The following is a 20,878-nucleotide window of genomic DNA, read 5'->3' as shown; positions in this document are numbered from 1 at the left end:
GCTGCCGCCCCGGCGGGGCGTCGTCCGGCGTCCGGGCCCGGCTAGCGCAGCAGCTTCGGCAGCCGGTAGTGCGGCAGGGGACGCGCTCCCGCGTCCGGCCGCACCGCGCCCCGTACGGACGGGATCGCGCCGACCGGGGAGACCTTCACACGGGCGCCGGGCCGCGGCGCGTGCACGACCTTGCCGCGCCCCGCGTACAGCGCCACATGCGAGGCGCTCTTGTAGTAGACGACGAGATCGCCCGGCCGCAGCCGGTTCATCGGCACCCGGCGCAGCGTCTTCCACTGCGCCTGGCTGGTCCGCGGAATGGAACGCCCCGCCTGCTTCCACGCCGTCGAGGTCAGTCCCGAGCAGTCGTACGCCGTCGGTCCGTCGGCCCCGAAGCGGTACGGCTTGCCGAGCTGCCGCAGCGCGAACCGCACCGCCTGCGCGCCCGGACGGGAGGGCTTGCGCCGTACCGTCGCGCTCTTCTCCATGCCGTGTGCCGACATCAACGTGCGCTGTGTGCCCGTCTGCTGGGCGCTCTCCAGGCCGCGCAGCCGGGTCAGCTCGGCCCCGGAGAGCGAGGCGAGCGTGCGCTCGACCCGCTGGAGCCGGGAGCGCGCCGTCGCACGCTGCTTCTCCTTGCGGTCCGCGAGCCGCTGCTGACCGGCCAGCGCCTTGCGCGCCGCGGCCGTGAGCTGACGCTGCCTCCGCTCGCCGGCGACCAGCCGGTGCACGGTCGTGGCCTGGCGGCCGGCGGCACGGGTGAGCAGCCGCAGACTGTCCGCCGCGTCCCGTGCGTCGCGGGTGAGCAGGACCTGTACGAGCGGCGGCAGCCCGATGTCGCCGCGCCGGTACTGCTGGCGGGCGAGACGTCCGGCCTCGCGGCGGCTCTCGGCGAGCGCCGAACGCACCGACGTCAGCGCACGCCCGGCCTTGTCGGCGCGTGCGCGCTGCCGCTTCAGCTTGGCGGCCGTCGTGTTGTACGCGTCCGAGGCGGTCTCGGTCCGCTCGTACATGACCTGGAGTTCGCGCAGCAGCTCGCTGACGGGCCTGCCGCCCGGGTCGGCCGCCGCGGGAACCGGCGGGAACGCGAGGGACGCCGCCGCCACCGTGGCCACTGCCGCGGCGGCGACGGACCGTGGAGCACAGGGATGCGGCACCGGTTCGCCTCCGATCTGACGCGCTACGGGAGCGATCGTGCACGGAGGTGCTTGTTACCGGTGGGGTCGCCCGCCCTCGCGCCCAGGTCGGTCACCCGAAGGGTGCGCGGGCGTCGTCCGTGCGGCGGGCGGCGCGCGGCGGGGCCGGTGCGCGACCCCGGCGGCCGGGAGCTTCGCGGCTCAGCGGCCGAAGAGGCGGCGGCCGGTGAGCTTGCGCGCGGCCTGCGCGGCTTCCTCGATGTCGTGGGCGAAGACCTCGGGCAGCCAGTCCACGGCGGGCTCCGCCGCGGTGTCGGCGAGATCGAGGGCGTGCGCGAGGACGCCGGGGGAGGGGCGGGACTCCGGGGTCTTGTGGAGACAGGCGAAGAGCGCGGGGCAGAGGCCGTCCGGTACGCCCGTCAGATCCGGGTCCTCGCGCGCCATCGGCAGCATGTTTCCGGCGAAGGGCTGGTGGGCGCTGGAGGCGAAGACGAGGGCGGCGCCGAGGTCGAAGACGTCGTCGGCCATCTCGTCGGTGGCCGGGCCGCTCATCCGCCCGAGCGCGAGGCCGTAGTCGACGGCCCGCGGAGCGTCCGCGGCGATCATCACATTGTGCGGGCCCAGATCGCGGTGGCTTATCCGGGCCGCGTGCAGGGCCACCAGGGAACGGGCCAGCGCACCGCCCAGGGCGCGCACCGAGGACTCGGGCAGCGGACCGTACCGGGCGACGAGCACTTCCAACGACAGGCCCGGCACATAGGAGTTGGCTATCCAGGGCTGGGCGCCGTCCAGTTCGCAGCCCGCGGCGTCGGCGACGTATCTGCTGCTGACGCCCGTCGCCGCCGACTGCATCTCCTGCCGCAGCCGGGCGCGCAGCGGACGGTCGCGTATCAGCTCGGGCCGCAGGGTGCGCACGGCGACGAGCTGCTTGCGTGCGCCGCGCTGTGGTGCCCCCCGCCCGAGATAGACGGTGCCCATGCGGCCATGGCCCAGCACCCCGTAGAGGCGGTACGGACCGAGCTGCTGGGGATCCGCGCTGCCGAGGCCGGTCATCCCTTGGATCACGCGGAGCAGCCTAGGCGCACAGCGTGTATAAGGGGACGGCGCGAACAGAACCAACGCAGTTCTTCGCAAACTTCACGTCAGGCTCAGAAATCGTCACGGATGTGCGAGAGACGGCGGTAGCCACGCCAAGCCCGGCTTCCGCACGCGCCCGTGAACAGCCCGCTGTGCGCCGTGCGTTACGGGCGGTGCCGCCGCACACCGCAGACCGCACACCGACCGGGGCACGCCGCACGCCGTACGCCGACCGCGGCCGGACCGGGCTCAGCCCGCTCCGCGGCTCCACGGCCACCGGGGCCGGCCCTTCGGCCGCCCCTCCGGCTGGTACACATAGCGCCAGCCGCGCGGGATCGCCAACCGCCGTGTGTATCCGGCCGGTTCGAGCCGGTAGACGTGGACGACGGGTGCGCCGCCCTCCTCGGCGGAGGCCACCGGCACCTCGTACGTCTTCGGCGGGCGGCCGTTGACCCCGGTCAGCACCGGGAGCACCCGCCCGTCCAGCGGCCCTCCCACGAAGACGCTCTCCTCGCTGCGCATCTCAGCAGCACTCGCCGGAGTCGCAGCCCGCGAGCGAGCGCGGCCCCGGGCCTTCCTCGCCGAGGGTGTCGTACGGATTGGCCAGCGCGCAGTGGCTCAGCGAGAGGCAGCCGCAGCCGATGCACTCGGTGAGATGGTCCCGCAACTGCGTCATCAGCTTGATGCGCTGGTTGAGATCCGCCCGCCAGCACTCCGAGACCCGCGCCCAGTCCTCGGGGGTGGGCGTGCGGCCCTCGGGCAGCAGCGCGAGCGCCTCGCGGATGGCGGCGAGCGGGATGCCCAGCCGCTGCGAGGCGCGGACGAAGGCGACGCGGCGCAGGGTGTCGCGGCTGTAGCGGCGCTGGTTGCCGGAGGTACGGCGGCTGTGGATCAGGCCCTCGCGCTCGTAGTAGCGCAGTGCGGAGGTGGCCACCCCTGCGCGCTCGGCGAGTTCGCCGATCGTGGCCTCCTTGGCCTGCCAGGAGAGTTGGGTCGACATACGGGCCAGGATAGGCGTCCTTCAAGTTTTCTTTAAGTTCTCCGGACGCCCCGGCTGACGGCCCGCCTTCCGGCTAGAGGTTCAGCAGATGACCCTTGTCGCCGACCACCGGCAGCATCCGGCGGGCGAGTTCGCCGACGGGACCGTCGCCCTCCTCCAGGTCCAGGGCGTGCCGGACGATGCGGGCCGTCTCCGCGTCCCGCGTCGCCGAGGCCATCAGCAGGGCGAGGAAGTGGTCCAGCAGCCAGTCCCGCAACTCCGTGACGGGCGGCTGCTTGTCCTCGTCCAGCCACATCAGCGACGCGGCCTCGACGACCGTGATCCAGGTGCTGACGGTCATCCGCAGCCGGGGCCCGGCCTCGTGTCCGGGCTGGAAGCCGAGATGGAAGAGGATCTGGTCGGCGGCGGCCCGCCGCACCTCGTCCACGATCGCGTGCGTACGGGAGGTCTGTACGACGCTGCCGCCCTGGAGCAGCGCCATGAAACCGGCGTCGTGCCCGTCGACGAACGCGAGGTAGCGCTCCAGGGCGCGCACGAGCCGCCGGGTGAGCGGCCCGGTCTGCGGCTCGGCGAAGCACTGCTCCAGTTCGTCGGCGGCGCTGCGCAGGGCCGCCTCGTACAACTGCTGCTTGCCGCCCGGGAAGTAGCGGTAGACCAGCGGGCGCGAGACACCGGCCGTGGCCGCCACGTCGTCGAGGGACACGTCCTCGGGCGGATGGTGGGCGAAGAGGCCGAGCGCGGCGCCGATCAACTGCGTACGCCGTTCGTCCACGCTCAGCCTGCGATACGCCGGGGCCGTGCCGCTGCTGCTCATCCCACGAGCGTAGCCCGGGGCCTCCCGGTCCGGGTCGTCCGGTACGGGGCTTCCGGACGAGGAGGCTCCGGTACGGGCTACCGGGCGAGCAGTCCGGAGCTGACCCACATCCTGCGGCCGATTCCGCGCATGACGCCTATCTCGTCCAGGAAGTCGGTGAGCCGGCGGGCCCCGGTCTGCATCACCTCGCGGCGGTGGCCGCTCGCCTTCACCTGGGCCATCGCCTCGCGCTTGTCGAGGCCGACGTTCGCGTAGACCTCGGGGTTGATGAAGGAGATGGAGAAGACGCGGGCGGCCTCGCCGGAGCTGACGCGGGTCAACTCGGCCTCCCAGCGCGGGCAGCTCACCATCTGCCGGCGCAGCTCCTCACGCGCGTACCGCACATGGCGTGCCTCCTCCACGACATGGATGCGGGTCACGCCGCGCACCAGCGGCTGGACCCGCTCGTCCGGGAACGTCAGGCGCTGCATCCAGTCGAGGATCTCCTCGCCGAGCAGGGTGGCGGTGAAGGAGCCGGGGGTGGTCGAGACGGTCTTCAGCAGCCTGGCGAGGTTGTGGTGCAGCCGGGAGACGCGGTACGCGGGGACGCCGCTCTTGGTGATCATCCGCGCGAACATCTTCGAGTGCCGGCACTCGTCCTCGATCTCCGTCAGCGCGTACCGCACATGGTTGCTGGTGAGGGACTTGTCGTAGATGTGGCGCACGAGGAGCTGCATGAGGATGACCTCGAACCAGATGCCGAGCGAGGCGAGCGAACCGGCCTCGTGGCGGGCGAGGTCGAGCCGCTGCTCCTCGGACATCCGCTTCCACAGCGGGGTGTCGTAGAGCGAGACCAGCTCTGGCGGCCAGAACCACTTGCCCTCTTCGAAGTCGGCGTCCCAGTCGAGTTCGGTGTCCGGGTCGAACGAGTGCTTCTTCGACGATTCGAGCAGGCGCTCCGCGACCTGTTCCCGGTCCTTGAGCAGGCCGAGGGCGTCACGGAGTCGCTGGGTCTCTTCGCCGGCGGTGGCCGTGTCCGGGGTGATCGTCATGCGGGAGCACCTCATTGTGAGTTACCAAAGGTTACGTCGGCCGTCCCGTCTTATGAGACTGCGTGTCAGTAAGCCCGTCAATCCCCGCGGCGCACATTGCCCGACGGGCGGGCGCACCGGCCGGGACCCGGAGCCCGGTCCGAACGGTCCCGTCCGGCGCCCCCGGCGGCGCCACGTCGCCCCACGCCACGTACCGACGGGACCCGGCGGGCGGGGCCGAACGGGCAGACCTGCGTGGCCCGTCGAGGCCGGGCGAGCGGAAGCGGAAGCCGGTCCAGGGTCGGTACGGGGCAGGTGATTCCTGCGGTCCCGGGGTGTGCTGCTGCGCATCCGGAGCCCGGGTGCGTCACCGGAAGTGCTCTGACAAAACACTGCGTACGTGTGGCACGAGGGGCCGCATCGACGTAGTTTGAAGGGGATCGGGAGTAATGAAAGATCTCATTACTCTTCGGGTGTTTTGAGCACCTTGTGCTTCGGCCAGTAGGCACAGCTGCGGGAGGGCGGTCGGCGCGCCGCCGCGCTTGATCGCTGTGTCGGCTCCCGCGGTGACGTTCTGCCCGCAGTTCACCGCGCACCGGGAGGCAGCAGGTCATGTCAGCAGTCCGATTCCGTGCGAAGCACGCACGCCACCCGCATGACGATGCGCCCGATACCGCGGCCCTCTTCGAACGCGTCTCGTCACTGCCGGACGGTACGGAGAAGGAAGAGCTGCGCCAGGAGGTCGTACGGGCCTGGATGCCGATGGCGGACCGCCTGGCCCAGCGCTTCCGCAACCGCGGCGAGAATCTGGAGGACCTCCAGCAGGTCGCCGCGCTCGGTCTGGTCAAGGCCGTCGCGCGCTACGACCCCTCGCGCGGCTGCGCCTTCGAGAGCTTCGCTGTGCCGACCATCGTCGGAGAGATCAAGCGGCACTTCCGCGACTACATGTGGGATCTGCACGTACCGCGCCGGGTGCAGGAACTGCGGAACCGCGTACGGGCGAGCAGTCGCGAACTGGGTGTCACGCTGGACGACCGCTCGCCGACCGTCGCGCAGATCGCCGAGCACAGCGGCCTCAGCGAGGAGGACGTCGTCGTCGGCATGGAGGCGCTGGAGAGTTACAGCGCGCTGTCGCTGGACGCCGAGCTGTCCAAGAACGAGGACGGCTACTCGCTGCTCGACACCCTCGGCGCCACCGAGCCCGGCTTCGACCGCGTGACCTACCGCGAGGCCGTCAAGCCGCAGTTGCGCAATCTCCCGGAGCGTGAGCGCTACATCCTCTATCTGCGGTTCTTCTGCGACATGACCCAGAGCAGCATCGCCGAGCAGCTCGGCATCTCCCAGATGCACGTCTCGCGGCTCATCAGCCGTACGTGCGAGCGGCTGCACCGCGAGGTCGAGACGGAGGTCGCCGCGCGGGCGCAGGAGTCCTCCGCGGAGCGTGCGCCGCTGACCGTCTAGAACCCCGCGGCGGTGCCGCTCCTGCCTCCGCCGCGTCCCCAACTCCGTTGTCCCGGGCGGCCGTCGCGCCCGGGACCTGTCGTGTGCGGGTCCCGGGCGAACGGTCCCGACGAGCCCATTGACGCTGGAATGGCCCGTTCCTAAGCTCTCCTGAAATCGATTTCCAAGCCTTGTGGGGAGGCGCTGGGGATGGAGAGCGGGCACAGCGACGTGACCGGGAACGGAGAGCCTCCGCCGCTGCTTCAGGTACGCGGTGTCGCGAAGAGCTTTCCGGGAGTACGGGCGCTCCAGGAGATGCGGCTCGACCTGCGCCACGGCGAGGTGCTCGCGCTCGTCGGGGAGAACGGCGCCGGCAAGTCGACGCTCATGAAGCTGCTTTCGGGCATCCACGCCCCGGACGCCGGCGAGTTCCTGATGGACGGCGAGCCCGTACGCATCGAGGGACCGCGGCATGCGCAGCGGCTCGGGATCAGCATCATCCACCAGGAGTTCAACCTGATGCCCGACCTGACGGTCGCGCAGAACATCTTCATCGGCCGGGAACCGCGCCGCGGTCCGCTGCTGGACGAGCGCGCGCTCGACGCCCGCGCCCGCGAACTGATCGAGCGGCTGGAACTGCCGCTGGAGCCGCGGCGGCGCGTGGGCACGCTCACCGTCGCGCAGCAGCAGATGGTCGAGATCGCGAAGGCGCTGTCGTACGACGCCCGCGTACTGATCATGGACGAGCCGACGGCGGCGCTGAACGACGGCGAAGTGCGTGTGCTGCACGAGCTGATACGCCGGTTCACCACGGGCGGCGGCCCCGACGGACGCGGCACCGGGGTCATCTACATCTCGCACCGCATGGAGGAGCTGAAGGCGGTCGCCGACCGCATCACCGTCATCCGCGACGGCCGCTACGTCGAAACCCTCGCCGCGGCGGACACCCCGATGCGGGAGGTCATCTCGCGCATGGTCGGACGTGAACTCGACGGCGGCGCCGGGCCGCAGGGCGTACGTGAGGACCGCGAGACCGCCCTCACGGTCACCGGGCTCTCCACGAAGGACCTGCTGCGGGACGTCTCGCTCGAGCTGAAGCGCGGTGAGATCCTCGGCCTGGCGGGCCTGATGGGCGCCGGACGGACCGAACTGGCCCGCGCCCTCGTCGGCGCCGACCCCGTCACCTCCGGCACCGTCGCCCTCGACGGGCGCGAGGTGCGCATCGGCAACCCGGCCGACGCGGCACGGCACGGCATCGGCTATCTCTCCGAGGACCGCAAGAACTTCGGGCTGCTCCTGGAACAGGACGTCGCCACCAACATCGGCATCGGCTCGATGAAGCAGCGCTTCCAGCGGGCGGGCTTCGTCAAGGCGCGCGAGATGCGCGCCAGATCCGAGGAGTTCATCGACAAGCTGCGCATCAGGACGCCCTCGGCGGGCCAGACCGTCAAGCATCTCTCGGGCGGCAACCAGCAGAAGGTCGTCATCGCCAAGTGGCTGCTGAAGGACTGCGACGTCCTCATCTTCGACGAGCCGACGCGCGGCATCGACGTCGGCGCCAAGGAGGAGATCCACCGCCTCCTCGACGAACTCGCCGCGCAGGGCAAGTCGGTGATCGTCATCTCCTCCGAACTCCCCGAGGTGCTGCGGATGTCCCACCGGATCGTCGTGATGTGCGAGGGCCGCGTCACCGGCGAACTCTCCGCGGACGAGGCCACCCAGGAGGCGGTCATGCACTACGCGACGCTGCGGCCCGCACCCGCCGGCACGGGCGGCGCGGACCCGGCGCAACCCCCGGCACCGGAAGACGGCACGAGTCAGGAGATGGTCCGATGACAGCCCCGACGGAGGCCACGCCGCCGCAGGAGACCCCGGCCCGTACGGAGGAGGGCACCGGCGCCGCGTCCGGCGGCGGCAGGCTGCCCGCCGGAGTGCTGGGCCGCCTTCAGCAACTCCTCGCGTTCGCCAGCCTGATCGCGATCTTCGTCTTCTTCTCCTTCGCGAGCCCCAACTTCCTCAACTACAGCAACGTCACGTCGATGCTCTTCTCGACGGTGGTCATCGGCACGCTCGCGCTCGGCGCGACGTTCGTCATCGTCACCGGCGGCATCGACCTGTCCGTGGGGACGGGGATGGCGCTGTGCGCCGTGATGGGCGGTGTGCTGATCGTCGAGGCGGGGCTGCCGGTATGGCTCGGCGTGCTCGGGACGCTGCTCTTCGGCGCGCTCGTCGGGCTGGTCAACGGGCTGAACGTGACGGTGCTGAAGCTGCCGCCGTTCATCGCGACGCTGGCGATGATGCTCGTCGCCCAGGGGCTGGCGCTCGTCATCTCCGGCAGCGCGCCGATCTACTTCTCCGAGGAGTCCGGGTACGCCGACATCTCGACCGGCAGCGTCATCCCCGGCGCGGACTTCCCCAACGCCGTCCTCATCTTCGCGCTGGCCGCGGTGCTGGGCGGCGTCGTGCTCAACAAGACGCTGCTGGGCCGCTATACGTACTCGATCGGCAGCAACGAGGAGGCCACCGCCCTCTCCGGCATCGACGTACGGAAGTGGAAGATCATCGTCTATGTCGTCTCGGGGCTCTTCATCGGTCTCGCCGGCGTGCTGATCTCCGCACGCCTCGGCTCCGCGCAGCCCGCCACGGGCATGGGCTACGAACTCCAGGCGATCGCCGCCGTCGTCATCGGCGGTACGTCCCTCTCCGGCGGCAAGGGCTCCATCGTCGGCACCGTCATCGGCGCGCTCATCATCTCCGTGCTCAACAACGGGCTCCAGATCACCTCCGTACCGCAGGAGTGGCAGAACGTCATCCTCGGCTGCGTCATCGTCGCCGCCGTCTACGCCGACAACGCGCGCCGGAGCCGGGCATGAGGCGGCGCACCTTCGCGGCGGCGGTCACGACGGCGGCCACCGCGCTCGCGCTCGGCGGGTGCGGCGGCGACGAGACGGGCGCGGGCGGCGGCAAGCCGTACATCGCGATCGTCTCCAAGGGCTTCCAGCAGCAGTTCTGGCAGGCGGTGAAGAAGGGCGCCGAGGAGGAGGCCCGCAGACAGCACGCCACCATCAGCTTCGAGGGGCCCGCGACCGAGGCCGACGTCGAGGCGCAGGTCAACATGCTGGCCAACAGCATCGGCAAGAAGCCGGACGCGATCGGGCTCGCCGCCCTCGACTCCCGTGCGCTGGAGCCGTACTTGAAGAAGGCACAGCGCAGCCGCACCCCCGTGGTCGCCTTCGACTCCGGGGTCGACAGCGACATCCCCGTCACCACCGCCGCCACCGACAACAAGGCCGCCGCCGCCGAGGCCGCGCAGCACATGGCGAAGGCGGTCGGCGGCAAGGGCAAGGTCGCGATGGTCGTGCACAGCCAGACCGCCGGGTCCGGCATCGACCGCCGGGACGGCTTCGTGAAGTGGATGAGAGCGCATGCGCCGGACGTGGAGCTGCTGCCCGTCCAGTACGGCGGCGGCGACCAGACCAAGTCCGCCGACATCACGAAGGCGATCATCGCCTCCAACCCGGACGTCAAGGGGATCTACGGCAGCAACGAGGGCTCCGCGATGGGCGTCATCCAGGGCGTGAAGGAGAGCGGCCGCACGGACGTCGCCACCGTCGGATTCGACTCCGGGCAGGGCCAGATCAACGCCGTCGAAGAGGGACGGATGGCCGGTGCGATCACCCAGGACCCGGGTGCGATCGGACGTCAGGTCGTACGGGCGTCGCTCGCCGCGATGAAGGGGAAGAAGCTGCCCGAGGTCATCAACACCGGCTACTACTGGTACGACCGGCACAACATCGACGACCCCGAGATCTCCTCGGTGCTCTACCACTGAGCGGCGGGGGAGGGGCAGCCGGGCGGAGCCGTGCACGGACCGGCCGTGCTCAACGGGGCCGTAAGCAGGGTGGGTCGGGGGCGGGGCGCCGGCGTGTGGTGGCGCACCACCCCCGGCGCCGTGAAGATGGCCGTCCGTCACGTGTGGCGCGTGCGGCGGTGCCTCATAGCCTGCGGGCACCCACCACGCCCCACGGCCGTGCCGCACCGCCGGACACGGCCCGCCCACCCGGGAGGCCCCGCCGATGAACCGGCCCCGCAGCGCCGCCGCCGTACGGACCCGTCCGTACCGTCTGGCGGCCGTCGCCGTCCTCACCGCCGCGCTGCTCTCCGTACCGCAGCCAAGCGGCGCCGCGGAGCGCCTCCAGGACGGCAAGCCGGACTGCGCCCGTACGGACGTGCCGCGTGTGCCCGGCGCCGAGGTCCAACGGGCCGCGTGCCTCGCGGAGTTGACGACGGCGGGCACCGTCGGCAGCGGACACACCGACCCCGCCGACTGGGCGGGGCTGACCCCCGAGAAGCTGCCGGTGCCCCGCGGAGTGCCGGGCGTCCAGATCGACGGCTACTTCCCGGACACCTCCACCACCAACACCAACAACGGCTGGGCGCACGACGCCCAGTTCGTGCTGCGGCTGCCGGCCCGCTGGAACGGCGGACTCGTCGTCAGCGGCTCTCCCGGCAACCGCGAGCAGTACGCCAACGACCGCGCCATCGGCGACTGGGCGCTGGCCCGCGGCTACGCCTTCGCCGCCACCGACAAGGGCAACACCGGGGCCGACTTCCACCGCGACGGACGGACGCCCGGCGACGCCGTCGCCGAGTGGAACGAGCGCGTCACCCAGCTCACGCGCGCCGCCCGCGCCACGGTGACGAGCCACTACCGGCACGCGCCCGCCCGTACGTTGGCGACCGGCATGTCCAACGGCGGCTATCTGGTGCGCTGGCAGCTCGAGAACCACCCCGAGCTGTACGACGGCGGCGTCGACTGGGAGGGCACCCTCTGGCGGGCCGGCGGCGAGCAGCCGAACCTGCTGACCTTCCTGCCGCCGGCGCTGCGCCACTACCCGGCCTACGCGGCGGGCGGCCCCGGCGCGGACAAGGCGCGCAAGGCCCTGCACCGGGCAGGGTTCCCGAAGGGCTCGGAGTTCCTGTGGCCGTACTTCTACGAGAACTACTGGGACCTCACCCAGCGCGTCTACCGCGAGGAGATGGACCCGGCCTTCGACGGCGCCACCGAGGCGGGCACGCCGTTCTGCGCCCCCGGCGATCCCGACGGGCCGCCGTGCGACGCGGATTACGTCTACCGGGACCGTCCGGCCGAGGTGCGCGAGGCCGTGGCGAAGACGGGGCTGACGGGCCGCATCGGCAAGCCGCTCATCACGCTGCACGGCACGCTCGACACCCTGCTGCCCATCGGCGAGGACTCCGACGTCTACGCCCGTATGGTGCGCGACGCGGGACGCGGCGGGATGTACCGCTATTACCGCGTCGAGGACGGCAACCACGTCGACTCGCTCGCCGACACCTATCCGGACAGGCTGCGTCCGCTCACTCCGTGCCACCGCTCGGCGTTCACCGCGCTGGAGCGCTGGCTGGACGACGGGCTGCGCCCGCCCGCCAGCCGTACGGTGCACCGGCCGCACGGAGCGTCGCAGACGGAACTGACGCGGCACTGCCCGCTCACACGCTGAGCGCACGGGCGGGGGGTGGCGCGCACGCGGTGCGGGCTCGGCTCTGTGCCGTCCGGCATCCGCCGCACCGGGAACGGGTTTTCCTCCCCGTGCACCGTGGCACCCGCCGTGGAGTCAGCAGTGCGTCTCGTGGGGAGGAGGACTCACCGTGAGTGCTGAACGCAAGAACCAGGCCAAGGGCGAGCAGCTCAGGGGCAAGGTCAAGGAGAGGGTCGGCCGCGCCCTCGGCAACGAGCGGATGCAGACGGAAGGCCGCTCCGAGCAGTCGAAGGGCGACGCCCGGCACGCCGCCGAGAAGGTCAAGGACATCTTCCGGCACTGAGGCGTCCCGGCGTCGACGCGGCGTCCATGCGGCGTCCGCAGCGCGAGCCGTCGGACGAACGGAACACAGCGAGGGGCCCGTGACGAGACGATCGTCACGGGCCCCTCGCTGTACGCGGTGCCCGGTGGGGCGCCGTGACGCGCTGCCCACTCGAGCCCGACGAACCCTGCGGGCGGGGTCAGTTGCTCGCGAGCATCCCCGTCCGCAGTCCGGTCAGGGCGCGGCTCAGCAGCCGCGAGACATGCATCTGGGAGAGGCCGAGCCGCTCGCCGATCTGCGCCTGGGTCAGCTCGTCGCCGAAGCGCAGTTCGAGGATCTTCCGGTCGCGGTCGGAGAGTTGGGCCAGCAGCGGCTTGAGCGCGTGGAAGTCCTCGACCAGGTCCATCGCCTCGTCCCGCTCGCCCAGCACGTCCGCGAGCGACGCCTCGCCCTCCTCGTCGTTGACGGTCGCGTCCAGGGACGAGGAGTTGTAGCCGTTGGCCGCGACCTGGCCCTCGACGATCTCCTCCTCGCTCACGCCGAGATGCTCCGCCAGCTCGCTCACGCGCGGCGAACGGCCCAGCTTCGAGGTGAGCTTGTCGTTCGCCCGCGCCAGGTCCATGCGCATCTCCTGGAGGCGGCGCGGCACCCGTACGTCCCAGGTGGTGTCCCGGAAGAAGCGCTTGATCTCACCGATCACATAGGGGATCGCGAAGGTGGTGAACTCCACCTCGCGCGAGAGGTCGAAGCGGTCGATCGCCTTGATCAGGCCGATCGTGCCGACCTGCACGATGTCCTCCATGTCGTCGCCCCGGGAGCGGAAGCGGCGCGCGGAATACCGTACGAGCGTCAGGTTGATCTCGATGAGCGTGTTGCGCACGTACTGGTACTCGTGCGTGCCCTCCTCCAGGACGGCGAGCCGGTCGAAGAGCGACTTCGACAACTCGCGTGCGTCCTCCGGTGCGAGCTTCTCCGGCTCGTCGATCACGAGGGCGGGCAGCTCGTGCGATGTCGCGCCTCCGGCTCCCCGCCCTTCGAGTACGGACGGTGAGCCGCTGACGGCCTCGTCCGATGTCGTCGTGGCGGTCGGCGTTGCGGAAGTCATCGCGTGGGCCTGCCCTTCTGCTCGTACGAACACGTCGGGCTGTTCCGCTTACCCCGCTTCTCCGCGAACAAGCCTCCCGGGCCGAAGTGTTGTCGTCCATCAACCGGTTTGTCTCATCTTGTGACGCCCGCGGACGGCCCGTTGGCATGAGGTGCGCGGCGGCGGGCAAGCGGATCTGGGACCGATCAGACCGACCACGCCCGGCGCCCGTCCGCCGTCCGCTCCGCGGGAGCGGATACGGCACGAACGCGCGGCGTACGGCGTGGAGACTGCGTCCTCGACAGAGGACGGGAGGTGATGCCTGTGCCTACGGGACGCAGCCGTACGGCGACAGGCGACGGGGAACAGGAGGTCCTGCTGGTGAACTCGGTGTACACCGACATCAGTCAGGCCCGCACGGTGGTCGAGGAACATCTCGCGCGCGTCTGTGCGTGGGTGGACCTGGGCGGCGTGCTCCTGGTGGTCTCCGAACTCGTGACCAACGCACAGCGCCACGCGCGAGGCCAGTGGGAGTTGCGCGTGCAGACCGACCGGCACCGTGTACGCGTGGACGTCACCGACTCGGTGCCGCTGCCGCCGCGTTGGCGGCCCGGCAGCCTCGACGGAAGCGGCGGCTGGGGCCTGCGCATCGCGGAGCAGTGTGCCGACACGCTGGAGGTGCTGACCTCTTCGCGCGGCAAGACGATGCGTGCGCAGTGGCTGCGCCCGGGGCGTGCGGACGCGACGGTCGCCTGAGACCGCGGGACCGCGGGACCGGGACGGACCGGGTCAACAGGACGGCGGCGGGACGGAGTTCCGCGCCGGACGGCGCGCGGACGGTGTGTCTGCGTGCGCCGGGCGCGCCCGGCCCGAGGCCGCCCGGGGCCGCCGTGTCCGGGTACGTCCCCGTCGCGCCCGGCCCGTACGCCGCCGACTGCCCTGCGGCGCACGGGGTTTCGGAGGCGCACGGGGTATCTGAGTACGTGTACTCATGCGCCCGGCGCCGCCGGGGCGGAGGATCGGGCGGACGCGGGAGACCGCGGGCCGCCACCGAGACCGATCACGGAGACCGGGAGGGCGACCATGAGCGACGGTGGCAAGGGCCGGCGGATCCTGTCGGCGGCGACGGACAACTTTCCGTCGCGCGCCTATCTGGCAGTGTGCGCCGCATTGTTGATCTGGACCGCCGCCGACGCCGTGTTCCTGAATGAACAGGGGCCGTCGTTCGCGGGAATCTGGCCGATTTTCGCGACGCTGCCGACGAGTTTTCTCTTCGTGCTGCTCACCGGTGGAATCCGTTTTCTACTGCCCACCGACGTGACCCTGCCGATATTCGTGGTCCTTCTCGCGCTGGCCGCGTTCATCAATGCCACGCTGCTCGGTATGCTGTTGCGCATGCTGCGTCGTCGCACGTCAGCCAAGTGATCGGGAGCGCGGGGCAGTTGCCGGGACCGCAAGCGTTCCGGCTTACGGAAATGCCTGTGCCGCCGCCGAGTTGAATTCGTCCATGACATTCGTCACCGGGCTACGCGCCCGTCCGTCATAATCTTGACGTGTCCATTTCTACGCCCATAGTGTTCCGCGTCGTCGGGCCAACTGGACCGAAAGATCGGTGAGATCACGAGGAACCTCCGGTCCCGTGCACGCCCGGCTGTCAGCCCGTAAGGGAAAAGGAAAGACCGACGAAGCACGGGGAACACATGAACCGCAAGATGCGCATCGCCCTGCCGGTGGCCGCGGGTGCCGCGGCCCTGGGATGCCTCGCCCCCATGGCCACGGCCGGCGACGCTCCGGAGTCCGGCGCCAAGGCGCACGCGGCGAAGGCGGACGCGTCCACCACCGCGACCATCAGCCGGGCCACCGTCATCAAGCGCGCCAAGACCTGGCTGACCGCGATCGACGGCCACCAGGTGCCCTACAGCCAGAGCAAGACCTTCAAGGGCTACCGCACGGACTGCTCCGGCTACGTGAGCATGGCGCTCAAGTACGGCAAGCCCGGGACGAACACGGTGGGCCTGGCGTCCTCGCAGTTCACCAAGAAGATCAAGATGTCGCAGCTCAAGAAGGGCGACCTCATCATCGACGCGAAGGGGAGCAACACCACCCGTCACGTCGTGATCTTCGAGAAGTGGACCAGCGCCGCCCACAAGTCCTACCGGGCCTACGAGCAGCGCGGCAGCTACGGCACCGACCACAGCACGCGCAGCTACGGCATCGGCAGCGACGAGTACGACGCGTACCGCCCGAAGAAGTACTGACCCGGAGGCACCGCCCGGAGAAGTACCGGCGCACACCCGCCCCGCGGTGCCGCGCGGCCACCCCGTGACCGCGTGACAGCGCGGGGCGGCGCGACGCGCGAGTGCCCTCGTCCCGGATCCGGGACGAGGGCACTGTGCTGCGGTGCTGTGGTGTTGCGCGGTGTCGAGCGGTGCCGCGCTCCGGCGGTCAGCCGAAGGCGCGGACGGTCATCACTTGTAGATGTCCGCGACCCACTCCGGGTGGTCGACGAACGGGTTCCGGTTGTGCTGGAACTTGTCGAAGATGACCTGGTTGCGGTTCTGCTCGAACTTGTCGGGCGGGTCCTCGTCGCTCCACTTCTTCAGGACGGAGAGCTTCCCGATGTTGGGGGCGGAGCCGTTGTCGACCTTGTCGTTGGCCTCCAGGTCGGGGTACTCGTCGTCGCCCTCGTACCGCACGTCCATGTACAGGATCATGCGGGCGACGTCGCCCTTGACCTCGTCGCGCGGCTCGAAGGAGTCGTCGTCGGTCTTGTTGCCCGGCGCGCCCTCGACCTCTTCGCCGCCCTCGTCGAAGTCCTTGTTCCCGCGGATGCTGTTGACCTTCACGTTGGCCGGCCGCAGGTGGTGCACGTCGGTGCCGGGGCCCTCCGAGGTCCCGAAGTCGCCGTGCGACTTGGCCCAGGTGTGCTCGCGGTTCCACTGGTCCACGCCGCCGCCGTTGTTGTCGGCGGACTCGGACTCACCGCTGTAGAGGAGGATGACGTTCCCGGAGTTGTCCGGGTCCTTGTCGGTCTCCTTCAGCGCGTCCCAGACCTCGTCGTACGACAGCTTGGTGACGCCCTTGCTGATGATGCCGTGCAGCGCGTTCTTCAGCTCTTCGCCGGTCTTGCCCTCGGCGTCCTTGTAGTACTCGTCGTCGTCGGCGGCGCTGAAGGACGACTGCCCGGCCCGCGCGGAGCTCTTGTCGGGCGCGGTGGCCGTGCCCGCGGAGGCGGGAATCTGTACGACGGCGGCGATGAGCGCGGTGCCGGCGAGTGCGCCGAGCGTTCTGCGGCGCGCTGCGGAACGTATGAAGTCCACGTTGGCGTCCTCTCCCCGAGGTGTGGCGCCGCGTGCGCAATGTGGGGGTCGCAGCACGGCACCGGCCGAAGGGTGATCGGCCGTTGCGAAGCCTTCCATTGGGTCGAACGCCGATGCGGGACGAAAATGAAACGGTGCTGTGAAGAAATAGTGAAGGGTGTCCTGCCGTCACCCAGGGCTACTTGCGCTTCACTCACTCAACACCCCCGCGAACGCGTCCTGTTGGGCGGCTCCCTTGCGCAAGTGCTTCCAGAATCTTGCAGGAAGCCTTTACGGGTGTGTCCGGTGCCGTTACGTTCCCTTCAAGTTCCCGCCCCCGTACGGGAATCGAGCTGCGGCTGCCGGCGCGTGCGGCCTCTTCTCTTCACGTCCCCTGTCGTTCCTGTCGTTCCTGAACGACGCGATGCCGAGGAGCCGAAGTGCCGACGCGCATATCACCGCGCGGGCCACGCGCCCGCCTTGCCCGACTCGCGGCGGCAGCCGCCGTGTTGACCGCACTCGCCGGTTTCGTGCCGGCGGACGGGCCGTCCGCCCAGGCGGCCCCGGGAGCCGCCGCGGCCCAAGACCCCGCTCTCGGCGCCCACTTCGACGCCGCCGGGGAGCAACTCACCTTCCGGGTGCACTCCTCCGCCGCGACGCGCATGCTCGTCGCGCTCTACGACAAGGCCGCCGGCGCCGAGGAGAAGGGCAGCCTGCTGCTGAAGCGGGAGTCCGGTTCCGACGGCACATGGACGGCCTCCGTGAGCGCCGGCGAACTGCGGGAGAAGTACGGCATCGACGGCACCGTCTACTACGGCTACCGCGCCTGGGGCCCCAACTGGCCCTATGACGAGGGCTGGACGAAGGGCTCCGAGGCCGGCTTCGTCTCCGACGTCGACGAGGACGGCAACCGCTTCAACCCCAACAAGCTGCTGCTCGACCCGTACGCCCGCGAGGTCAGCCACGACCCGCTGCGCAAGGGCATGACCGACAAGGGCCTCTACGCCTCCGGGCCCGCGCACCGCACCGAGGACAGCGGCGCGCAGGCGCCCAAGGGCGTCGTGCTGCCCGCGACGGACTCCGGCGACGACGGCGGCACCGGCGAGAAGCCGAGCCGCCCCTTCAAGGACGACATCGTCTACGAGGTGCATCTGCGCGGACTGACGAAGAACGACCCGGACGTCCCCGCGGACGAGCGCGGCACCTACAAGGGCGCCGCAGCGAAGGCCGAGGAGCTGGCCCAACTCGGCGTCACGGCAGTGGAGTTCCTGCCGTTGCAGGAGTCGCAGAACGACGCCAACGACGCCGACCCGGAGAGCAGCACCGACGACAACTACTGGGGCTACGTCACCGACAACTTCTTCGCGCCCGACCGCCGTTACGCCGCCGACGACTCACCCGGCGGCCCCACACGGGAGTTCCGCGCGATGGTGAGGGCCTACCACGACGCGGGACTGAAGGTCATCGCCGACGTCGTCTACAACCACACCGGCGAGGGCGGACCGTGGAAGGAGGACGACAAGAACACCTACAGCGTCCACTCCTACCGCGGCCTGGACAATCCGACGTACTACTCGCTGAGCGAGGACCGCCAGAAGCCCGTGGACAACACGGGAGTCGGCGGCAACTTCAACACGTACAACCCCGTCGCGCAGAACCTCGTCGTGGACTCCCTCGCGTACTGGAAGGACACCCTCGGCGTCGACGGCTTCCGGCACGACCTGGCCCCCGTGCTCGGCAACACCTGCGAGCACGGCTGCTTCAAGTACAGCGCCACCGACCCGAAGACGGCGCTGCACCGCATCACCGAGGAGATGCCCGCACGCGGCCCGGACGGCGGTGAGGGCACCGACTGGATCGCCGAGCCCTGGGCGCTGGGCGACGGCACCTACCAGATCGGCAACTTCCCGGCGGGCTGGTCGGAGTGGAACGGCAAGTACCGCGACACCCTGCGCACCGACCAGAACAAGCTCGGCGTGGAGGAGGTGACGCCGAAGCAGCTCGCCACGCGCTTCGCCGGCTCCTCCGACCTCTACGGTGACGACGGGCGGCGCCCGTTCAACTCCGTCAACTTCATGGTCGCCCACGACGGGTTCACCCAGCGGGACCTGTACGCCTGCAACGAGAAGAAGAACGACCAGGCGTGGCCGTACGGGCCCTCCGAGGGCGGCTCGGACGACAACCTCTCCTGGGACCAGGGCGGCGCGGCCGGGGCCCAACGGCAGGCCGCCCGCAACGGGTTCGCCTTCCTGATGCTCTCCGCCGGCACCCCGATGATGACGGGCGGCGACGAGACGCTGCGCAGCACCCGCTGCAACAACAACCCCTACAACCTCGACAACGCCGCCAACTGGCTCGGGCACGAACCCGACGCCGAGCAGCGCACGTTCCGTACGTACACCGAGCGGCTGCTCGCCTTCCGCACGGCGCACCCGGCGCTGCGGCCCGCGGACTTCTACTCCGCGAAGGACGGCAACGGCAACGGCATGGGACAGCTCGACTGGTTCACGCCGTCCGGTGCCGCGCCCGACGAGGCGTACTGGAACGACGCGTCCCGTCACGCGCTGGCCTGGCGCATCGACGGAACGGAGTTCGACGATCCGGCCGACGGGCTGTACGTCGCCTACAACGGGTCCGCGGACGCCGAGGACTTCACGCTGCCCTCGCCCGGTGAGGGCAGGAAGTGGTACCGGGTCACGGACACCGGCGCCGCCTCGGAGGGCGCCGACCAGGTCGCGGAGCCGGGCGCGGAACCGGAGGCCGGCGGCGAGGGGACCGCGTACGAGCTGGGCGGGCGTTCGGCGGCGGTGCTGATCGCGAAGTAGCCGACGGTGGGCGGGCGTACGCGGACGGTCACATGCCGTGGCGGTCCGCGTACGCCGTGCTCCGGACCCCGTGCCAGGCCGGGGTGCCGGGCCGGCGCGCCGCGGCGTCCCTTGCGTCCTCCCGCTGCGCACATCTCTCGACCGTCGCCGTACGCGGAGCTACCGTTGGAGGTGGTTCTCACCCAGAATGCCGGGCTTGTACGGCGGCGGGAGGCCGTGATGGTCGTCGAGGTGATCATAGGAATCGTGCTCGCGTTGCTCGTCTACGGGATGGCGGCGGCACGCGTGGTCAGGCAGTACGAACGGGGTCTCGTCTTCCGGCTCGGACGGCTCCAGTCAGGCGTCAAGGAGCCGGGGTTCACGATGATCGTGCCGGGCATCGACCGGCTGCAGAAGGTCAACATGCAGATCATCACGCTTCCGGTGCCGGCGCAGGAGGGCATCACGCGGGACAACGTCACGGTCCGCGTCGACGCCGTCGTCTACTTCAAGGTCGTGCATCCCGCCGACGCGATCATCCGCGTCGAGGACTACCGCTTCGCGGTGTCCCAGATGGCACAGACCTCGCTGCGCTCGATCATCGGCAAGAGCGAGCTGGACGATCTGCTCTCCAACCGCGAGAAGCTCAACCAGGGGCTGGAGTTGATGATCGACAGCCCCGCCGTGGAGTGGGGCGTCACGGTCGACCGCGTCGAGATCAAGGACGTCTCGCTGCCGGAGACGATGAAGCGCTCCATGGCGCGCCAGGCGGAGGCGCAGCGTGACCGCCGGGCCCGGGTCATCAACGCGGACGCGGAGCTGGAGGCGTCCAAGAAGCTCGCGCAGGCCGCCGAGCAGATGTCGGAGACTCCGTCGGCGCTCCAGCTCCGGCTGCTGCAGACCGTCGCGTCCGTCGCCACGGAGAAGAACTCCACGCTGGTGCTGCCCTTCCCCGTCGAGCTGCTGCGCTTCCTGGAGGGGCCGCGCGAGGGCGCGGCGCAGGACGGCGGCAAGACGCCGAAGAGCGGCAAGAGCGGTACCGGAAAGAAGGACAAGAGCCTCAAGGGCGGCACGGGCCAGAGCACGAAGTCCCTGCCGGAGGGCGCCGGTTCGGGTGCCGGGGCGGCGGTGCTGCCGGACGCGTCCCTCCCGCCGGAGGCGGCCGTACCGGAGGGCCCGGCCCCGGGTGCGATCCAGCCGGACGACTTCCCAGACGAGCTGCTCGGTGAGGAGAGTGCCGAAGAGTCCGGGACCGCCGGGGACTCCGGGACCGCCGGGGACACGGCGGGGGAGCGCTCCGCGGAGGGCCCGGACGAGGGCGCCGCGGAGGCGGAGGCTCCCGTACCGGAGGAGGAAGAGCTGCCGAAGAGCCGGCGCCGGCGCCGTCGTTAGCGCCGACGGCC

19 protein-coding genes are annotated in these 20,878 nt (G+C 70.6%); 11 read left to right on the top strand and 8 right to left on the bottom strand.

The genetic code is table 11. The annotated features are described in order from the left end of the window. Positions 1–41: 41 nt before the first annotated feature. The 6 genes from AN218_RS27615 to AN218_RS27590 all read right to left on the bottom strand — a co-directional run bounded on the left by AN218_RS27615 (position 42) and on the right by AN218_RS27590 (position 5,046). A complete protein-coding gene (locus AN218_RS27615) occupies positions 42–1,145 on the bottom strand; it encodes a C40 family peptidase (protein WP_070019838.1) in 1,104 nt (367 codons plus the stop codon). A 180-nt stretch (positions 1,146–1,325) separates the two neighbouring features. After that, the gene (locus tag AN218_RS27610; RefSeq protein ID WP_141747710.1) at positions 1,326–2,189 is read right to left on the bottom strand and encodes a protein kinase domain-containing protein; all 864 of its coding nucleotides are present in this window, start codon (positions 2,187–2,189) and stop codon (positions 1,326–1,328) included. A 261-nt stretch (positions 2,190–2,450) separates the two neighbouring features. Further along, on the bottom strand, positions 2,451–2,723 hold the full coding sequence (locus AN218_RS27605) for a hypothetical protein (RefSeq protein ID WP_070019836.1): 273 nt from the start codon (positions 2,721–2,723) through the stop codon (positions 2,451–2,453). 1 nt (position 2,724) lies between these two features. Further along, complete coding sequence (gene soxR / locus AN218_RS27600) at positions 2,725–3,201, bottom strand: redox-sensitive transcriptional activator SoxR (RefSeq protein ID WP_070019835.1); 477 nt, start codon at positions 3,199–3,201, stop codon at positions 2,725–2,727. 73 nt (positions 3,202–3,274) lie between these two features. Then, a complete protein-coding gene (locus tag AN218_RS27595) occupies positions 3,275–4,015 on the bottom strand; it encodes a TetR/AcrR family transcriptional regulator (protein ID WP_079132658.1) in 741 nt (246 codons plus the stop codon). A 77-nt stretch (positions 4,016–4,092) separates the two neighbouring features. Then, complete coding sequence (locus tag AN218_RS27590) at positions 4,093–5,046, bottom strand: AurF N-oxygenase family protein (RefSeq protein WP_070019834.1); 954 nt, start codon at positions 5,044–5,046, stop codon at positions 4,093–4,095. 591 nt (positions 5,047–5,637) lie between these two features. Here AN218_RS27590 and AN218_RS27585 point away from each other — a divergent pair. The 6 genes from AN218_RS27585 to AN218_RS27560 all read left to right on the top strand — a co-directional run bounded on the left by AN218_RS27585 (position 5,638) and on the right by AN218_RS27560 (position 12,309). Continuing rightward, positions 5,638–6,486 carry a SigB/SigF/SigG family RNA polymerase sigma factor gene (locus tag AN218_RS27585; RefSeq protein ID WP_070019833.1) on the top strand — a complete coding sequence of 283 codons (849 nt, stop codon included), beginning with the start codon at positions 5,638–5,640 and terminating at the stop codon, positions 6,484–6,486. A 189-nt stretch (positions 6,487–6,675) separates the two neighbouring features. Continuing rightward, complete coding sequence (locus tag AN218_RS27580) at positions 6,676–8,301, top strand: sugar ABC transporter ATP-binding protein (RefSeq protein ID WP_070019832.1); 1,626 nt, start codon at positions 6,676–6,678, stop codon at positions 8,299–8,301. After that, positions 8,298–9,338: an ABC transporter permease gene (locus tag AN218_RS27575; RefSeq protein WP_079132657.1), complete on the top strand. Its 1,041-nt coding sequence runs from the start codon at positions 8,298–8,300 to the stop codon at positions 9,336–9,338. Before AN218_RS27580 ends, AN218_RS27575 begins: the two co-directional genes overlap by 4 nt. Next, positions 9,335–10,297, top strand: coding sequence for an ABC transporter substrate-binding protein (locus tag AN218_RS27570; RefSeq protein ID WP_070019831.1), 963 nt, complete (start codon positions 9,335–9,337; stop codon positions 10,295–10,297). The genes AN218_RS27575 and AN218_RS27570 overlap by 4 nt, the downstream gene beginning before the upstream one ends. A 244-nt stretch (positions 10,298–10,541) precedes the next feature. Continuing rightward, positions 10,542–11,987 carry a 3-hydroxybutyrate oligomer hydrolase family protein gene (locus AN218_RS27565; RefSeq protein ID WP_070019830.1) on the top strand — a complete coding sequence of 482 codons (1,446 nt, stop codon included), beginning with the start codon at positions 10,542–10,544 and terminating at the stop codon, positions 11,985–11,987. A gap of 148 nt (positions 11,988–12,135) precedes the next feature. Next, the gene (locus AN218_RS27560; RefSeq protein ID WP_070019829.1) at positions 12,136–12,309 is read left to right on the top strand and encodes a CsbD family protein; all 174 of its coding nucleotides are present in this window, start codon (positions 12,136–12,138) and stop codon (positions 12,307–12,309) included. Positions 12,310–12,487: 178 nt separating this feature from the next. On the opposite strand, the gene AN218_RS27555 is transcribed toward AN218_RS27560, so the two are convergent. Then, positions 12,488–13,393 (bottom strand): RNA polymerase sigma factor SigF, encoded by a 906-nt coding sequence (locus AN218_RS27555; protein WP_079132659.1) that lies wholly within the window; start codon positions 13,391–13,393, stop codon positions 12,488–12,490. A gap of 297 nt (positions 13,394–13,690) precedes the next feature. Between AN218_RS27555 and AN218_RS27550 the strand changes: the two genes are divergently transcribed. The 3 genes from AN218_RS27550 to AN218_RS27540 all read left to right on the top strand — a co-directional run bounded on the left by AN218_RS27550 (position 13,691) and on the right by AN218_RS27540 (position 15,630). Continuing rightward, a complete protein-coding gene (locus tag AN218_RS27550) occupies positions 13,691–14,128 on the top strand; it encodes an ATP-binding protein (protein WP_070019828.1) in 438 nt (145 codons plus the stop codon). A 327-nt stretch (positions 14,129–14,455) separates the two neighbouring features. Next, positions 14,456–14,797 carry an SCO4225 family membrane protein gene (locus AN218_RS27545; protein ID WP_070019827.1) on the top strand — a complete coding sequence of 114 codons (342 nt, stop codon included), beginning with the start codon at positions 14,456–14,458 and terminating at the stop codon, positions 14,795–14,797. Between the two features lie 275 nt (positions 14,798–15,072). Then, entirely contained in the window at positions 15,073–15,630 is a 558-nt protein-coding gene (locus AN218_RS27540) for an NlpC/P60 family protein (protein WP_070019826.1), read from the top strand. Positions 15,631–15,840: 210 nt separating this feature from the next. Here AN218_RS27540 and AN218_RS27535 read toward each other — a convergent pair whose 3' ends face one another. Next, positions 15,841–16,692, bottom strand: a complete 852-nt coding sequence (locus tag AN218_RS27535; protein ID WP_420856025.1) for an endonuclease I family protein — start codon at positions 16,690–16,692, stop codon at positions 15,841–15,843. Positions 16,693–17,111: 419 nt separating this feature from the next. Between AN218_RS27535 and AN218_RS27530 the strand changes: the two genes are divergently transcribed. Beyond that, on the top strand, positions 17,112–19,496 hold the full coding sequence (locus AN218_RS27530; protein ID WP_216311813.1) for an isoamylase: 2,385 nt from the start codon (positions 17,112–17,114) through the stop codon (positions 19,494–19,496). A gap of 219 nt (positions 19,497–19,715) precedes the next feature. Then, the gene (locus AN218_RS27525) at positions 19,716–20,867 is read left to right on the top strand and encodes a slipin family protein (RefSeq protein WP_079132655.1); all 1,152 of its coding nucleotides are present in this window, start codon (positions 19,716–19,718) and stop codon (positions 20,865–20,867) included. Positions 20,868–20,878: the final 11 nt, after the last annotated feature.

The sequence above is a fragment of the Streptomyces nanshensis genome, assembly GCF_001751255.1.
Taxonomy (GTDB): domain Bacteria; phylum Actinomycetota; class Actinomycetes; order Streptomycetales; family Streptomycetaceae; genus Streptomyces; species Streptomyces nanshensis_A.
Note: the sequence above shows the minus strand (reverse complement) of the source record. Positions and strands in the feature narration are given on the sequence as shown.